This window comes from Bradyrhizobium macuxiense (assembly GCF_007993935.1).
GTDB classification, from domain to species: domain Bacteria; phylum Pseudomonadota; class Alphaproteobacteria; order Rhizobiales; family Xanthobacteraceae; genus Bradyrhizobium; species Bradyrhizobium macuxiense_A.
Genome location: NZ_VITY01000008.1, coordinates 142,604 through 157,826, shown reverse-complemented (window position 1 = coordinate 157,826; position 15,223 = coordinate 142,604). Strand labels below are relative to the sequence as shown.

The following is a 15,223-nucleotide window of genomic DNA, read 5'->3' as shown; positions in this document are numbered from 1 at the left end:
CGGTATCGGTGCGCTCCACCCATCCTACGATTTTCGTTACTATCCTACTCCGCCGCCACCATCTGCTGGGTGCGCCATTGTCCGAGCAAAGCGCGCAGCGAGGCGGGTTTGACCGGCTTGTTGAGCACCGCGATGTTTTCCTCGCGCGCGGCGGCGCGCACCGCGGGGCTGCGGTCGGCGGTGATCAGGATCGCCGGGATGCCGTCACCGAAGCGGCGGCGGATCTCGCGGATCGCGGCGACGCCGGTGCCGCGATCGAGATGATAGTCGACCAGGACGCCGGTGACGCGGCCGCCGGCGGTCTCGATCGCGCTGATCGCGCCGTCGGCATCGAGCACCGCGATCACCTCGGCGTCCCACGCCGTCAATAGCGTCTTCATACCGTCGAGAATGGCGGGGTCGTTCTCGATACAGACGATCAGCGAGCCGCTCATCGGCGTCTTCGACAGCGGCGTGGCGCTGGTGACGGCCGCGGTATGGTTGACCGCGGTCGCGACCGGCACGGTGACCGAGAACGCCGAGCCGCCGCTGACATTGGCCGAGATCGCGATGCGGTGATTGAGCACGCGTGCCAGCCGCTCGACGATCGATAATCCAAGGCCGAGGCCGCGGGCGATCCGGGCGCCCTGTTCGAGGCGGTGGAACTCCTTGAAGATCTCGCCGCGCTTCTGCACGGGGATGCCGACGCCGGTGTCGAAGATGCTGATCTGGAGCGCGTCGCCGCGGCGGCGGCAGCCGATCAGCACGCGGCCGCGCGGGGTATATTTGATCGCGTTGGAGATGAAGTTCTGCAGCAGCCGGCGCAGCAGCGAGCGATCGGATTCGACCGGCAGCGAGCAGGCCACGAAGCGCAGATCGAGGCCCTTGTCGCGGGCGATCGGCATGAACTCGATCTCCAGCGAGCGCATCAGATCGGCCATCCGGAAGCTCGTGATCGCCGGCGTCATGGCGCCGGCATCGAGCCTCGAAATGTCGAGCAGCGCACCGAGGATGTCCTCGATCGCTTCGAGCGAGTCGTCGATGTTCTCGACGAGGCGCGAATCCTCGCCGCCGTTCTGGCGTTCGACCAGGCTCGTGACATAGAGCCGCGCCGCGTTGAGCGGTTGCAGGATGTCGTGGCTGGCGGCAGCGAGGAAGCGCGTCTTCGAGGCATTGGCGTCCTCGGCGATGCCCTTGGCGAGCGCGAGCTCCGAGTTCAGCCGCGTCAGTTCCTCGGTGCGGTCGCGCACCCGCTTTTCCAGCGTCGCATTGGCGCGTTCCAGCGCCTCGGCGGCCTCGAAGCTCGGCGTGACGTCGGAGAAGGTGATGACGAGCCCGCCGCCCGGCATGCGGTTGGCGCGGACCTCGATCACCAAATGGCGGTCGGTGAAGCGTTCCAGATAGGGCTCGCCCTCGGTGGTGTAGGCGCGCAGCCGCGATTGCAGCAGGTTATCGTCGTCGCCGGCCGGCGGCGGATTGATCGCGCCCATGAATTCGAGGATCTCGGGCAAGGGTATGCCGAGCTGCACCAGGTGCGGCGGCAGCCCGAGCAATTCGGAGAACTGGCGGTTGGAGCAGATCAGCTGCAGATCGGCGTCGAAGACTGCGATGCCCTGGCGCACGTGATTGAGCGCGGTCTGCAAGATCTCGCGGTTGAAATGCAGCGCCGCGTGGGAATCGTCGAGCAGCTTCAGCGCGGCCTTGGCCGACACCGTCCGCCGCTGCAGCAGCAGCGACATCACGAGGCGCGAGGACGCCGCCCCGATCGAGGAGGCGATCAGCCGCTCGGCGTGCTGCAGCAGCTCGAAATCGGCCGGCGCCGACGCCAGCAGCACGACGTTGCGGTCGACGGCGAACGCGGCGAACGCCGCGCGGGTGCGGTCGGGGCCGAGATATTGCGTCACCGTGCTCTCGATGTCCTGCACCGTGACCGTGGTGCGCCAGCGCCGGAAGCTCGGCGCGATCGGGGCCAGCGCATTGGGCACGAACACGTCGGCCTGCAACAGCTCGATCGAGGACGGCGCGCGCGCCAGCGAGAACAGCACGTAGGTGAGGATGTTGAGGGCAAGGCTCCACAGCACGCCGTGCAGCAGCGGCGGCAAATCGGCGCCGAACAGCGCCTGCGGCCGCAGCGCTTCGATCCCGAACGGCCCGTGTTGCAGCAGCATCAGGCCGGCGGTCGAGTTCTCCAGGAAGCTCGGGATGAACAGCGTGTAGAGCCACATCGCGAAGCCGACCAGCATGCCCGCCATCGCGCCGCGTGCGGTGGCCCTGCGCCAGAACAGGCCGCCGAAGAAGGCCGGCGCGAGCTGGGTGATCGCGGCAAAGGACAACAGGCCGATCGCGACCAGCTGGGTGTTGCCGAGCGCGCGATAGTAGAAATACGCCATCACCATGATGGCGAAGATCGAGAAGCGGCGCGCCTTCAGGAGGAAATCGCCAAAATCCTTCTGGCCGATGCGGGCGTCGTCGCTGCGCGGCAGCACCAGCGGCAGCACGATGTCGTTGGAAACCATGATCGAGAGCGCGACGCATTCGACGATCACCATCGCGGTCGCCGCCGACAGGCCGCCGACGAACACCGCAAGGCTGAGCAATTGCGAATTGCCTTCGATCGGCAGCGCCAGCACGAACATGTCGGCATCGACGGCGCCGAACGGGAAGATCACGAGGCCTGCGATCGCGATCGGGATCACGAACACGTTGATGGCGATGAGGTAGAGCGGGAACAGCCAGCGCGCCCTTGTGACCTCCGCGCCGGTCGAATTCTCGACCACGCTGACATGGAACTGGCGCGGCAGCAGCATGACCGCGCAGAACGACAGCAGCGTCATGATCAGGAAGTTGCCGATCGACGGCACATATTCGATCGCACGCACCGCTTCCGGCGTCTTCAGGGCGCGCTCGTAAAGCTCGACCGGGGAGAACATCCAGAAGGTGACGAAGGCGCCGGCGGCGATGAAGGCGACCAGCTTGACGATGGATTCGGCTGCGATCGCCAGGATCAGCCCGTGCTGGTGCTCGGTCGCGTCGGTGTGGCGGGTGCCGAACAGCACCGCGAACACCGCCATCGCCAGCGTCACCATCAGTGCGATGTCGCCGATCACGGGGATTTTCGAGAACGCCTGGTCCTCGCTCAGGATGGTTTCCAGCGATGAGGCCATCGCTTTCAGCTGCAGCGCGATGTAGGGCACCGAGCCGATGATCGCGATCAGCGCCACCGTCGCGGCGACCGCCTGGCTCTTGCCGTAGCGGGCGGCGATGAAGTCGGCGATCGAGGTGATGTTCTGCGACTTGGCGAGCGCGATGACGCGGCGGAGCAGCGGCGTGCACAGCCCGATCATCACGATCGGGCCGACATAGATCGCCAGGAAGTCGACGCTGGTGCGGGTGGCGAAGCCGACCGAGCCGAAGAAGGTCCAGGAGGTGCAGTAGATCGCGAGCGACAGCGGATAGATCCAGTGGCTGGCGCGGCCGCGCTCGCCCGCCGACATCCGGTCGCCGCGGCTGGCAATGAAGAACAACAATCCGATGTAGGCGAACGCCGTGGCGATGACGCCCCAGTCGTGCAGCATTGCTGCTTATCTCCTGTGCCGGCCGCTGGGAGGGCCGGGTCTCAGGATTATAACGCAAAGGGCCGGCCGCGCGATGCACGGCCGGCCCAAATTCGCAGGCAGGAGCAGATAGGGTTACTCGGCGGCCAGCGGCTTCTGGTGCAGCGGCAGGCCGAGCCGGTCCCAGACCTGGAGCAGGGCCTCGGCGAGCGCGTCGATCAGGCCGTCGTCATGGTAGGGCGAGGGCGTGATGCGCAGCCGCTCGGTGCCCTTGGCGACCGTCGGATAGTTGATCGGCTGGATGTAGATGCCGTGGTCCTCGAGCAGCATGTCGGAGGCCCGCTTGCACTTCTCGGGGTCGCCGACGAACAGCGGCACGATATGGGTGTCGCTCGACATGACAGGCAGGCCGGCGGCGGTCAGGATCGCCTTGGTCCGGGCGGCGCGGTCCTGGTGGCGCTCGCGCTCCCAGTTCGAGGTCTTGAGATGGCGGATCGCGGCGGTCGCGGCCGAGCAGATCGCCGGCGGCAGCGCGGTCGTGAAGATGAAGCCCGGCGCATAGGAACGCACGGCATCGATGACCTCGGCCTTGCCGGCGATGTAGCCGCCGAGGCAGCCGAACGCCTTGGCGAGCGTGCCCTCGACGATATCGACCCGGTGCATCACGCCGTCGCGCTCGGCAATGCCGCCGCCGCGCGGGCCGTACATGCCGACCGCATGCACTTCGTCGACATAGGTCATGGCGCCGTATGTCTCGGCGAGATCGCAGATCTTGCCGAGCGGCGCGACGTCGCCGTCCATCGAATAGAGGCTCTCGCAGACGATCAGCTTCGGCCGGTCGGGGCCGGCGGCGATCAGGAGCTCCTCGAGATGCGCGACGTCGTTGTGGCGGAAGATCTGGCGTTCGCAGCCGGCCTGGCGCACGCCCTCGATCATGGAATTGTGGTTCAGCGCGTCCGACAGGATCAGGCAGTTCGGAATAAGCTTTGCGAGCGTCGAGATGCCGGTCTGGTTCGAGACATAGCCCGAGGTGAACAGCAGCGAGGCTTCCTTGCCGTGCAGATCGGCGAGCTCGCCCTCAAGCTGCACCAGCGGGTGATGGGTGCCCGCAATGTTGCGGGTGCCGCCGGCGCCAGTGCCGACCCGGGTCGCGGTCTCGACCATGGCGCCGACCACCTTGGGGTGCTGGCCCATACCGAGATAGTCGTTGGAGCACCAGATCACGACGTTGCGGCTGCCCTTCGGCGAATGCCAGGTCGCGTGCGGGAAGCGTCCCGCGATCCGCTCGAGGTCGGCGAAAACCCGGTAGCGCCGCTCGTCATGCAGGCGATTGAGGGCGGAATTGAAAAACTGGCTGTAATTCATCGGCAAACCCAGAAAGCGGAACCCGACCGGAATAGCTGCTACTTCTTAGAGCTTTTCCAGCTCTAATGTCCATGCATTGGCTCACAACTGGGCATGCGCCGCAGTTGGGCAAATTGCCCTAGCAGGCGTTATTTGGTTTGATTTTGCTCAAATCGCCGGGGGCGGGCCGCCCGCGGCCTGGTTCAGGTCGTCTTAAAGCGCAGCATGCCGTCGTCGTGCATCTGGGCCGTCAGGCGGCCCTCGACCAGCATGTAATTGACGTGGGCGACCAGCTCGCCGGCGGCAAACCCCATCTGGTGCTCGTCCAGCACGTGCTTGTGGAACACCACCGGCACCAGTTCCTTGGAGGTCTGCGGCACCTGCCGGCAGGCCTCGGCGATCAGCCGGCAGCGCTCCTCATGGTGGTCGGCGAGCTGCTTGATCCGGGTCTTCAGCCCGTAGAACGGCACGCCATGGCCGGGCAGCACCATCACGTCATAGGGCAAGGTGGTGGTCAGGCTGGCCAGCGAGGCCAGGTATTCGCCGAGCGAGTTCTGCTCGGGTTCGACCGCCCAGACGCTGACATTGGGCGAGATCTTGCTCAGCACCTGGTCGGCGGACAGGAACAGCTTGTCGGCGGCGCAATACAGCATCACCTGGTCGAGCGCGTGTCCGCCGCCGGTGATCACCTTGAAGCGCCTCGTGCCGATCACGACCTCGTCGCCATGGGTGAGGCGGTGATAGGACGGCGGCAGCACCGATACCCGTTTCAGATAGTCCTGGCCGCGGCCGAGCAGCTTCTCGGTAAGGTCCTCGTCCATGCCGTGGCGGCGGAAGAACAGCCGCTGCGCGTTGCGCCGTTCCTCGGTGCCGCGGTTCTGGTGATAGACCGATTGCAGGTATTCCACCTGCGACATGAACAGCGGGCAGTTGAAGCGCTCGGTGATCCAGCCGGCGAGACCGACATGGTCGGGATGCGAATGCGTCACGATCAGCCTTGTGACCTTGACGTGCTGCAGCGGTCCGTCGAACAGCGTGGTCCACGCCGCGATCGATTCCTCGTTGCCGAAACCGGCATCCACCATGGTCCAGCCGTCGCCGTCGGCGAGCAGATAGATGTTCACGTGGTTGAGGCGGAACGGCAGCTTCAGCCGCGCCCACAGCACGCCGGGAGCCACCTCCACGACCTGGTCGTGGCCGGGATGGTTCTCCCAGGGGTATCGCAATGCCTCCGCCGAGGAGGGCAGGCTGTCGGTCTTCTTGTCCATGCTACGGGCTTAGCGGCACATTGCCCGCCGCGCCAGCCGAAAATCAGCTAGCCGTCCGGAGAATGGGGCGCGGAGGCGCCCGAATTCCGTAGCCCGGATGGAGCGAAGCGTAATCCGGGGGCCGTGGCTCCTCAGAAGGAGCGACCCCGGATTTCGCTTCGCTGCATCCGGGCTACGATTTCGCTGTGTTTACGCCGCCCGGATGTTCGACAGGAAACCGTCGATCTCCGAGCGCAGCACGTCGGCCTCGCGGCGCAGCGCGTCGGAGGCGCTCAGCACCTCGCCGGCGGCGGCGCCGGCCTCGGCCGAGGCGGTCGAGACGCCGACGATGTTGCTCGACACCTCGCTGGTGCCGCCGGCGGCGTGCTGGATGTTGCGGGCGATCTCGCGGGTTGCCGCGCCCTGCTCCTCGACCGCGGCGGCGATCGCGGTGGTGACGTCGTTGATCTCGCCGATCGTGCTCGAGATGTTGCGGATCGCGGAGACCGCCGTGGTGGTCACCTCCTGCATGCTGACGATCTGCTGGCGGATTTCCTCGGTCGCCTTCGCGGTCTGGCTCGCCAGGTTCTTCACCTCGGAGGCGACCACGGCAAAGCCGCGGCCGGCCTCGCCGGCGCGCGCCGCCTCGATGGTGGCGTTGAGCGCCAGCAGGTTGGTCTGCGAGGCGATGGTCTGGATCAAATCGACCACGACGCTGATCCGCGCGGCGTTGTCGGCGAGGCCCTGCATCGTGCTGTCGGTGGCGCTGGCTTCCTCCACCGCCTTGCGGGCGATCTCCGCCGAGGTGACCACCTGGCGGCTGATCTCCTGGATCGAGGACGACAGTTCCTCGGTGCCGGCCGACACCGTCTGCACGTTGACCGAGGTCTCCTCGGCGGCCGAGGCCACCGCGTTGACCAATGCGCTCGACTGGTCGGCGGTCGCCGACATGCTCTGTGCGGTCGACTGCATCGAGTTCGCCGCGGTCTGCAGGCTGCCGAGCGCGGTGCGCACCGTCGATTCGAACGTCGTGATCTGCGTCTCCATGCGCGAGGCGCGCTCCGCCTTGGCGGAGCGGTCCTTGTTCTGGTTCTCGGTGAGCTCGCGGCTCTCGATCATGCTCTCGCGGAACACCTGCAGCGCGTCGGCCATCACGGCGATCTCGTCGCGCTGGCGGCTCTGCGGGATCTCGGTGTCGAGGTCGCCGTCGGACAACAGCTGCATCGAGCGCTGCAGGCCGCGGATGCGGCGCAGGATGTTGCGCCCGACATAGAGCCAGACGAACAGGAACGAGCCGACCAAGGTCAGCGCGCCGAGGCCGATCATGACCGCGGTCGCGAGCGCGATCTGCTGCCGCGCCTGGAAGGTCGAGGCGTCGGTCTCCTTCTGGACCGCGTCGACCAGCTGCTGGACGCTGATGCCGAGCCCGACATTGAGCTTGCGGGTCTCCTCCAGGATGGTCTGGCCGTAATCGATCGCGTCGAGCTCCTTCTGGCGGACCTTGAACACGCCGGTCTTGCCTTCGCCGAGCACGAGAAGCTTCGAGGCGGTGTCGCGCACGGCGACGATCGCCGGATTGTTGGGCAGGTCCTCGAGGTTGGACTTGATGCGTTCGCGGCCCTTCTTGAACTCCGCCTCGATCGCATCGAGCGTCTCGCTTGAATTGGCCGACAGCGCCGCGGTCATGTCGGCGGCCATCAGATTGCCGATCGACAGCACGTTGCTGATCTGGCCGACGGTGCGGGCGGCTTCGGTGGCGTCGTCGGCGGAAACCTCAGCCGAGGCGAGGATGGCGTTGAGCCGGGTCTGCGCGTCGAGCATCGCGGGACCGGCTGCGGAGACGAAGGATCCCTGCGCCTTGCGCAGCGCGTTGTACTGCTTGTCGCGCAGCGCGCCGACCTCGAGCCGCTCGCGCGCCGCCGAGATCAGGCTCTTGGTCGCCTCGTCGGTGTTCTTGACGTTTTCCTGCAGCGCGCTAACGACGGATTTGTCGGCGCCGAGTTCGATGATCTCGCCAAGCTTGGCATTGGTCTGCTGCGCGACCTCCTGCACCTTCTTGGTGCGATCGTTCAGCGCGTCCTCGCTCTGCACCGCGAGCAGGCCGGGACCCTGGGCTGCGAGCGAGGCGCTCTGCGCGGAGAGTTGCAGGCTCGCGGCAAGCCGTGGAATGTCGCGGCCGGAGAGATCGCTCATGGTGCCGCCGAGCTGATGCAGCACGATGCCGGCGCCTGCGCTGATCACCAGCGCCATGGCCGCGATCACGGCGAACGCTGCGAACAGGCTGCCCCTGACGCCCATCTGCGGCAGGCGGATGCGCTTGAGATTTGGTTTGCCGAGCTTGAACCGAAACGCCATTGCCCCGTATCCCCCTGGCCCACTACCCCCGGGCCACTACTCTTGGATGTTTCCCCGGCGCGGGAGTATCGGTGCGGCGGGTTAACAAAATCGGGAAAATTGCGACGATCTGCTGGATTTTTCAGGGCTTACCGCGTTGTCATGGTTCGCTCTGCGGAATCGATGCTCGCGATCGGACGCAAAAAAGGCCGGCGTGAGCCGGCCTTTCCACTCTTGGTTGTGATGGAAGATTCTCAATAGCGGCCGTAGGCGGGGCCGCCGAGGTTGCCGAGATTGAAGCGGTAGTTGAGGCCCGCCTTCACCGTGTGCTCGTCATTGTGGAAGCTGCCAACCGGTACCAGCGCGCCCGGCGCGGTGAAGCGGCTGTCGCCGAAGTCGTAGTACTGGTACTCGACCTTGGCCGACCAGTTCGGGGCGAACATGTATTCGGCGCCGCCGCCGATGGTCCAGCCGTTGCTGTGGTTGTCGCTGAGCGCGAAGCCGACCGGCGCGCCGCCGAGCGTCACCGTTTCGTTGTTGTCGGAATAGGCGTAGCCGCCCTTCACATAGATCAGGCCCGGGCCCCAGGTGTAGCCGACGCGGCCGGTGATCGAGCCGATGCCGCGCTGGTTGTTGTTGTAGACGTAGCCGCCCGGGAAGATCGCGTTGAGCTGGTGGCCGCCGAGCCAGGAATACTGGCCTTCGACGCCGATCACCCACATCGGCGACAGCTGCCAGTCGTAGCCGGCCTGCACGCCGCCCATGAAGCGGGCGTCGGAATTGGTCAGCGCGAGGCCGTTGAAGGCGTTGTTGCTGCCCGAGAACGCGCCGCCGAGATGGCCGCCGAGATAGAAGCCGGTCCAGTTGTAGAGCGGAGCGGCGTAAACAGGCGCGGGCGCCTTCTGGTAATAGCCGCGGTTGAAGTCGGCGGCGTGGGCGGTCGCGCCAAAGGCAGCGAGGGCAGCCGCTGCGGCTGCGGTTGCGAGCAGGAACTTCTTCATAAGGCAGTCTCCGGACAAGTCATGAGGCGCAGCGTGAGTGGCGCCATCCATGGCCGAGGGGTTAGACCGCATTTGAATAAAATTTCTCACCGAAAGACGGCTTGGAGCGTTAAGTCGCAGCCTTTGCGGTGAAACGTTTTGTTGTGCCTAACGAACGCTTAAGCGGGAATGACGGAAGGCTTAACGCGCCGCTTCTCCCGTTAACCAAGCCGCCGTCTGCGCATCGAGACACCAGTCAATCGAGCCGCTTGCGCACGTCGTCGCGGATCTGCGCGCGGAACGCTTCGCGGCGCGCGGCGCGCTCCTTGACCGGAACGTCGTGGCGATCGAACACGTCGAACTTCTCCAGGATCGGATAGTGCTCGCTCGCCATCGCCAGCACGCGCAGCAGGCCCGCGACCTTCGGGATCGGGCCGGTGACTTCCCACTTTCGGAGCTTTTCGGCACCGCCGGCCGCCGGCAACCCGCACAGCTTCGCCATGTCGGCCACGGTCAGCTTGCGGCCGAGCGCCTCGCCGAGATGGTCGCGCAATTTTCTGAGTTCTGGGCCGGTCACTCTTGGGTCCGCTCCGCGACTTAGGTGTGTGAACTTGGGTGTGTGAAGTGAGTCACATGACGTGCTTGAGGTGCGGGTTATACGCCGCGCATGCGACTTCTCAAGGAAACCATCATGCACGGCATCATCGAAAGCCTGAGCCCCGAACATGCACAGATCGATTGGAGATGGGTCGGCAGTGTGTTCGTGGTCTACGTCGCACTGATGATCGGCGGCGTCGGCCTGCTGCTCGTGCATTGATCGACGCCACGCGGCGCACCGCGTGCTGACGACGACCATTGTTTGCGAAAAGATCCTGGTGCTGCCAGACAGGATTGAACTGTCGACCTCTCCATTACCAATGGAGTGCTCTACCACTGAGCTACGGCAGCATGCCCGGGAAAAATTGAATCGGCCCTATGGGCCCGTCCAAGCGGGCGGTTCTTGCCACAGGCCTCCCTTTCGCGCAAGCGAAACAGCGCCCCTCCTGCCGGGCAAATCGGCAGAAATCACGTTCGGTGTCGGTGATTTCGACCAATTCGGCCGATTTCGGCCCGATTGGGTTCCCGACCGTAAGGGAATGTGACCGTCCGCCTGCGGCCGAATCATGTCGCCGCGCGCAACTGGCCGACCGGGCAGGGTGCGCGGACGGCAGCCATTGTCTATGCTCGGCGTGCGCGCAAAGGCGTCGGCGGTTCGAGAGTTCAGCAATGACGGGTGATCGGGACAGAGGCGGCGGGCAGGCCGGAGCCCGCGTGAAGGATTCGCGGCAGGATCGCCTCAAGCTGGCGCTGCGCGAAAACCTGAAGCGGCGAAAATCCCAGGCGCGCGGTCGCGAGGATGTGGCTTCCGAACCGGCGGACGGCTCGCTAGATCACGGCTCGGCGGATGACGCCGGCGGAAACGAGCCGGGCAAAGTGACAGGTTAAAGCCGCGGTTCTGATCCAATGAGAACTTCCGCATGGCGCAAGTGATGGGGGTACGTCGTTCCGGGGCGCGAAGCGAACCTCAGGTGCGCAATCGCGCACCGGGGAACCTCGAGATTCCGGGTTCGTGCTTCGCACGCCCCGGAATGACGAACGTCAAGGTGAGCAAAGGAAACGGGTCGCCGACATGGCTGCAATCGATGAGACGACAATCAATCGCCTGAACGCAACCGCCTATGCCTTCCCGCGCCATGAACAGACCTTTCCGACCCTAACAGCGCCTGAGATCGAGCGGATGCGCCGCTTCGGCGAGCCGCGGTCGTACAAGGACGGCGAGGCGCTGTTCGAGACCGGCACGCCCGGTCCCGGCATGTTCGTGGTGCTGTCGGGCAGCGTCGCGATCACCCAGCGCGACGGCCTCGGCCGTGTCACGCCGATCATCGACCAGGGGCCCGGCCAGTTTCTCGCCGAGATCGGCCAGCTCTCCGGCCGCGCCGCGCTGGTCGACGGCCATGCCGACGGCGTCGTCGAGACATTGCTGCTGCCGCCCGACCGGCTGCGCGCGCTGCTGGTCGCCGAGGCCGACCTCGGCGAGCGCATCATGCGGGCGCTGATCCTGCGCCGCGTCAGCCTGATCCAGGGCGGCGCCGGCGGACCGGTGCTGATCGGCTCGGCGTCGGTCGGCAACATGGCGCCGCTGCAGAATTTCCTGGCGCGCAACGGTCAGCCGCATCACGTGCTCGATCCCGAGGCCGACACCGATGCCGCCGACCTCGTCGCGCGCTATTCGCCGACGCGCGCCGAATTGCCGCTGGTGGTCTGCCCCAACGGCACGGTGCTGCGCAATCCCTCCGAGACCGCGCTCGCGATGGCGCTCGGCATGATCGGCAGCCACGCGGAAGACAGGCTCTACGATGTCGCCGTGGTCGGCAGCGGTCCGGCCGGGCTCGCCACCGCGGTCTATGCGGCCTCCGAAGGGCTGTCGGTTGCCGTGTTCGATTCCCGCGCCTTCGGCGGCCAGGCCGGCGCCAGCGCGCGGATCGAAAACTATCTGGGATTCCCGACCGGCATCTCCGGCCAGGCGCTGGCCGGGCGCGCCTTCAACCAGGCGCAGAAATTCGGCGCCGAGATGCTGATCCCGGTCTCCATCAAATCGCTCGACTGTTCGAAGGCGTCGGGTGCGTTCAAGCTCGCCACCGGATGCGGGCACACGCTGCGCGCCAAATCGGTGGTGGTCGCGAGCGGCGCGCGCTACCGCAGACCTGCGATCGACCATCTCGAGCGCTATGAGGGCCGCGGCGTCTGGTACTGGGCCTCGCCGATCGAGGCGCGGCTCTGCGCCCAGCAGGATGTCGTATTGGTCGGCGGCGGCAACTCCGCGGGACAGGCGGCGGTTTACCTCGCGGCGCATGCCCGCAGGGTCAACATGATGATCCGCGGCGGCGGGCTCGGTGCCAGTATGTCGCGCTATCTGATCGAGCGCATCGAGGCGACGCCGAACATCGAATTGATGTTCAACACCGAGGTGATCGGGCTCGAAGGCGCAGAAACGCTGGAGCGGGTGCGCTGGCGCAGCCGCCTCGCACCCGACGAGTTCACGATGGATATCCGCAATCTCTTTTTGTTTGTCGGCGCCGATCCGGCCACCGGCTGGCTCGAGGGCTGCGGGGTGCAGGTCGACCGCGGCGGCTTCGTCAAGACCGGCGTGCAGAACGGCGAGGGCACGCCCGCCGTGCCGCTGCTCGAGACCACGGTGCCCGGCGTGTTCGCGGTCGGCGACGTCCGCTCCGGATCGGTCAAGCGCGTCGGCGGCGCGATCGGCGAGGGCGCGCAGGTCGTCGCCGCGCTGCACGGCTACCTTGCCGATGCGGGCAGTCCGACGCTGTAGGAATAATCGATGCGGCGAACGCAGAGAGTCCCGTCATCCTGAGGAGCCGCGAAGCGGCGTCTCGAAGGATGAATCGGCCACCAGCCGGGCCGTGCATCATTCGAGGCTCGCTCCGCTCGCACCTCCAGCGCAAAGGCGGAGCCTTTGCGCGGGGATGACGGGTTAAGCGAGACGCACAACTAAGAGGTCGAACGTGTCAAAAGGCTGCAGCCATATCGCCGGCATCCACGACGTCACGCCGAGTGCGCGCGGCTGCGAGGAGTGCCTGAAGAGCGGCAGCCGCTGGCTGCATTTGCGGATCTGCCGGACCTGCGGCCATGTCGGCTGCTGCGATGACTCGCCGAACCGGCATGCGACGGCGCATTTCCACGCCACCGGCCATCCCGTGATCGAGGGCTACGATCCGCCGGAAGGCTGGGGCTGGTGCTATGTCGACGAGGTGCTGTTCGACCTGTCGAAGCGCAAGACGCCGCATGACGGGCCGATCCCGCGCTATTATTGATTCAATGTCTTACGAGGCGCACGGGCCGCTGCATCCGATGGGCGCACGCACTATCACCGTCAAAATTAGCGCCGGCGAATTCTCATGAGATGTCGCTCGTCCTGCCATCGAACCATGTAGCAATTTTCAAAGACGCATCGTAACGTAGTGCGGGTTCTCAACGGGGAGTGCGCTACATGACGACGTTGGTGCTTGTGCACGTCATTATCAGCCTGATTGCGATCGTCGCCGGTGTGATCGTGATGTTCGGCCTGCTCGGCTCGCGCGCGATGCCCGGACTGACTGCGATCTTCCTCGTCTTCACGATCCTGACCAGCGCCACCGGCTTCGTCATCCCGCCACTGATCACCGAGAAGGTGCTGCCGTCCCAGATCATCGGCGGCCTTTCGCTGGTGCTGCTCGCGATCGCCTGCATCGCGCTCTATGCGATGCAGCTCAAGGGCGCGTGGCGCCCGATCTATGTCGTGACCGCGATGGTCTCGCTTTATCTCAACGTCTTCGTGCTGGTCATCCAGAGCTTCCTCAAGATACCCGCGCTGCAGGCGCTGGCGCCGGCGGTGCCGCCGAACCCGCCGTCCGGTCCGGTGTTCGGGGCGGTGCAGGGCATCGTGCTGGTGTTCTTCGTCGTGATGATCATCGGCGCATGGCGCCGCTTCAGGCCGGTCAATTTCGCCTGATCCTCCTTGTCATTCCGGGGCGACGCGCAGCGTCGAACCCGGAATCTCGCAATCCAAACTTCTGGATTCCGGGTTCACGCTTCGCGTGCCCCGGAATGACGTTTCAACAAGAGGAGCATTCAAATGCCCACCATCACCACCAAAGACGGCGTCGATATCTTCTACAAGGATTGGGGTTCGGGTCAGCCGATCGTGTTCAGCCATGGCTGGCCGCTGTCGTCGGACGACTGGGACGCGCAGATGCTGTTCTTCGTGGGTCGCGGCTTCCGTGTCATCGCCCATGATCGCCGCGGCCATGGCCGCTCCGCCCAGGTCGCCGACGGCCATGACATGGACCATTACGCCGACGACCTCGCGGCCGTCACCGCGCATCTCGACCTCAGGAATGCCGTCCATGTCGGCCATTCCACCGGCGGCGGCGAGGTCGTGCACTACATCGCCCGCCACGGCGAGAGCCGGGTGGCGAAAGCTGCGATCATCGCAGCCGTGCCGCCCTTGATGGTGCAGACGCCTGCCAATCCCGGCGGCTTGCCGAAATCGGTGTTCGACGGCCTGCAGGCCCAGGTCGCGGCCAACCGCTCGCAATTCTACCGCGATCTGCCGGCCGGCCCGTTCTATGGCTACAACCGGCCCGGCGCGAAACCGTCGGAAGCCGTGATCCAGAACTGGTGGCGTCAGGGCATGATGGGCGGCGCGAAAGCGCATTACGACGGCATCGTCGCGTTCTCGCAGACCGACTTCACCGAGGACCTGAAGAAGATCAACGTGCCGGTGCTGGTGATGCATGGCGACGACGACCAGATCGTGCCCTACGCCGATTCCGGCCCGCTCTCGGCCAAGCTTCTGAAGAACGGCACGCTCAAGACCTACAAGGGTTTTCCGCACGGCATGCCGACGACGGAGGCCGAGACCATCAACGCGGATCTGCTGGCGTTCATCAAGGGCTGAGGCGGCCGGCGCTGCGCTCGCCGAGGAACGCTGACTAAGCGCAACTTTCCTCTGCGCCAAAGTGAGGGAGCCACCGGCGGAAGGGTTCCCTCCCCCCTTGCGGGGGAGGGTTAGGGAGAGGGGCCCACACGACGCGCTCTCTCGAAATTCCCTTCTGATCAAGCAGCCGAGATTGCGAGACCAACTGCGCCGTCGATCATCCCGCCCGGGGCTCACCCCTCTCCCCACCCTCCCCCGCAAGGGGGGAGGGAGCCTGACCGGTGTGCTCACCTGACGAAGAGTGCCAAT

The 15,223-nt window shown here is 65.8% G+C and carries 12 protein-coding genes and 1 tRNA gene; 6 read left to right on the top strand and 7 right to left on the bottom strand.

All coding sequences use genetic code 11. From position 1 onward, the window contains the following. Positions 1-44 precede the first annotated feature (44 nt). The 6 genes from FBZ93_RS21800 to FBZ93_RS21775 all read right to left on the bottom strand — a co-directional run bounded on the left by FBZ93_RS21800 (position 45) and on the right by FBZ93_RS21775 (position 10,015). On the bottom strand, positions 45-3,554 hold the full coding sequence (locus tag FBZ93_RS21800; RefSeq protein ID WP_146988346.1) for a PAS domain-containing hybrid sensor histidine kinase/response regulator: 3,510 nt from the start codon (positions 3,552-3,554) through the stop codon (positions 45-47). Between the two features lie 114 nt (positions 3,555-3,668). Further along, complete coding sequence (gene hemA, locus FBZ93_RS21795) at positions 3,669-4,898, bottom strand: 5-aminolevulinate synthase (RefSeq protein ID WP_146988345.1); 1,230 nt, start codon at positions 4,896-4,898, stop codon at positions 3,669-3,671. Between the two features lie 182 nt (positions 4,899-5,080). Beyond that, complete coding sequence (locus tag FBZ93_RS21790) at positions 5,081-6,145, bottom strand: MBL fold metallo-hydrolase (protein ID WP_146988343.1); 1,065 nt, start codon at positions 6,143-6,145, stop codon at positions 5,081-5,083. A 189-nt stretch (positions 6,146-6,334) separates the two neighbouring features. Further along, entirely contained in the window at positions 6,335-8,479 is a 2,145-nt protein-coding gene (locus FBZ93_RS21785) for a methyl-accepting chemotaxis protein (RefSeq protein ID WP_146988341.1), read from the bottom strand. A gap of 233 nt (positions 8,480-8,712) precedes the next feature. Beyond that, complete coding sequence (locus FBZ93_RS21780; protein ID WP_146988339.1) at positions 8,713-9,459, bottom strand: outer membrane protein; 747 nt, start codon at positions 9,457-9,459, stop codon at positions 8,713-8,715. 235 nt (positions 9,460-9,694) lie between these two features. Continuing rightward, entirely contained in the window at positions 9,695-10,015 is a 321-nt protein-coding gene (locus FBZ93_RS21775; protein ID WP_146988337.1) for a hypothetical protein, read from the bottom strand. A 90-nt stretch (positions 10,016-10,105) separates the two neighbouring features. Between FBZ93_RS21775 and FBZ93_RS40715 the strand changes: the two genes are divergently transcribed. After that, complete coding sequence (locus FBZ93_RS40715) at positions 10,106-10,255, top strand: hypothetical protein (protein WP_167529155.1); 150 nt, start codon at positions 10,106-10,108, stop codon at positions 10,253-10,255. Positions 10,256-10,311: 56 nt separating this feature from the next. On the opposite strand, the gene FBZ93_RS21770 is transcribed toward FBZ93_RS40715, so the two are convergent. Then, positions 10,312-10,386, bottom strand: a tRNA-Thr gene (locus FBZ93_RS21770). A 363-nt stretch (positions 10,387-10,749) separates the two neighbouring features. Here FBZ93_RS21770 and FBZ93_RS41105 point away from each other — a divergent pair. The 5 genes from FBZ93_RS41105 (at position 10,750) to FBZ93_RS21745 (ending at position 14,935) form a co-directional block, all read left to right on the top strand. Continuing rightward, positions 10,750-10,923 (top strand): hypothetical protein, encoded by a 174-nt coding sequence (locus FBZ93_RS41105; protein WP_349643262.1) that lies wholly within the window; start codon positions 10,750-10,752, stop codon positions 10,921-10,923. Positions 10,924-11,107: 184 nt separating this feature from the next. Then, positions 11,108-12,808, top strand: a complete 1,701-nt coding sequence (locus FBZ93_RS21760; RefSeq protein WP_146988335.1) for an FAD-dependent oxidoreductase — start codon at positions 11,108-11,110, stop codon at positions 12,806-12,808. A gap of 193 nt (positions 12,809-13,001) precedes the next feature. After that, the gene (locus tag FBZ93_RS21755; RefSeq protein ID WP_146988333.1) at positions 13,002-13,310 is read left to right on the top strand and encodes a UBP-type zinc finger domain-containing protein; all 309 of its coding nucleotides are present in this window, start codon (positions 13,002-13,004) and stop codon (positions 13,308-13,310) included. Between the two features lie 176 nt (positions 13,311-13,486). Next, positions 13,487-13,987 carry a hypothetical protein gene (locus FBZ93_RS21750; RefSeq protein ID WP_146988331.1) on the top strand — a complete coding sequence of 167 codons (501 nt, stop codon included), beginning with the start codon at positions 13,487-13,489 and terminating at the stop codon, positions 13,985-13,987. Between the two features lie 123 nt (positions 13,988-14,110). Next, positions 14,111-14,935, top strand: coding sequence for an alpha/beta fold hydrolase (locus FBZ93_RS21745; RefSeq protein ID WP_146988329.1), 825 nt, complete (start codon positions 14,111-14,113; stop codon positions 14,933-14,935). Positions 14,936-15,223: the final 288 nt, after the last annotated feature.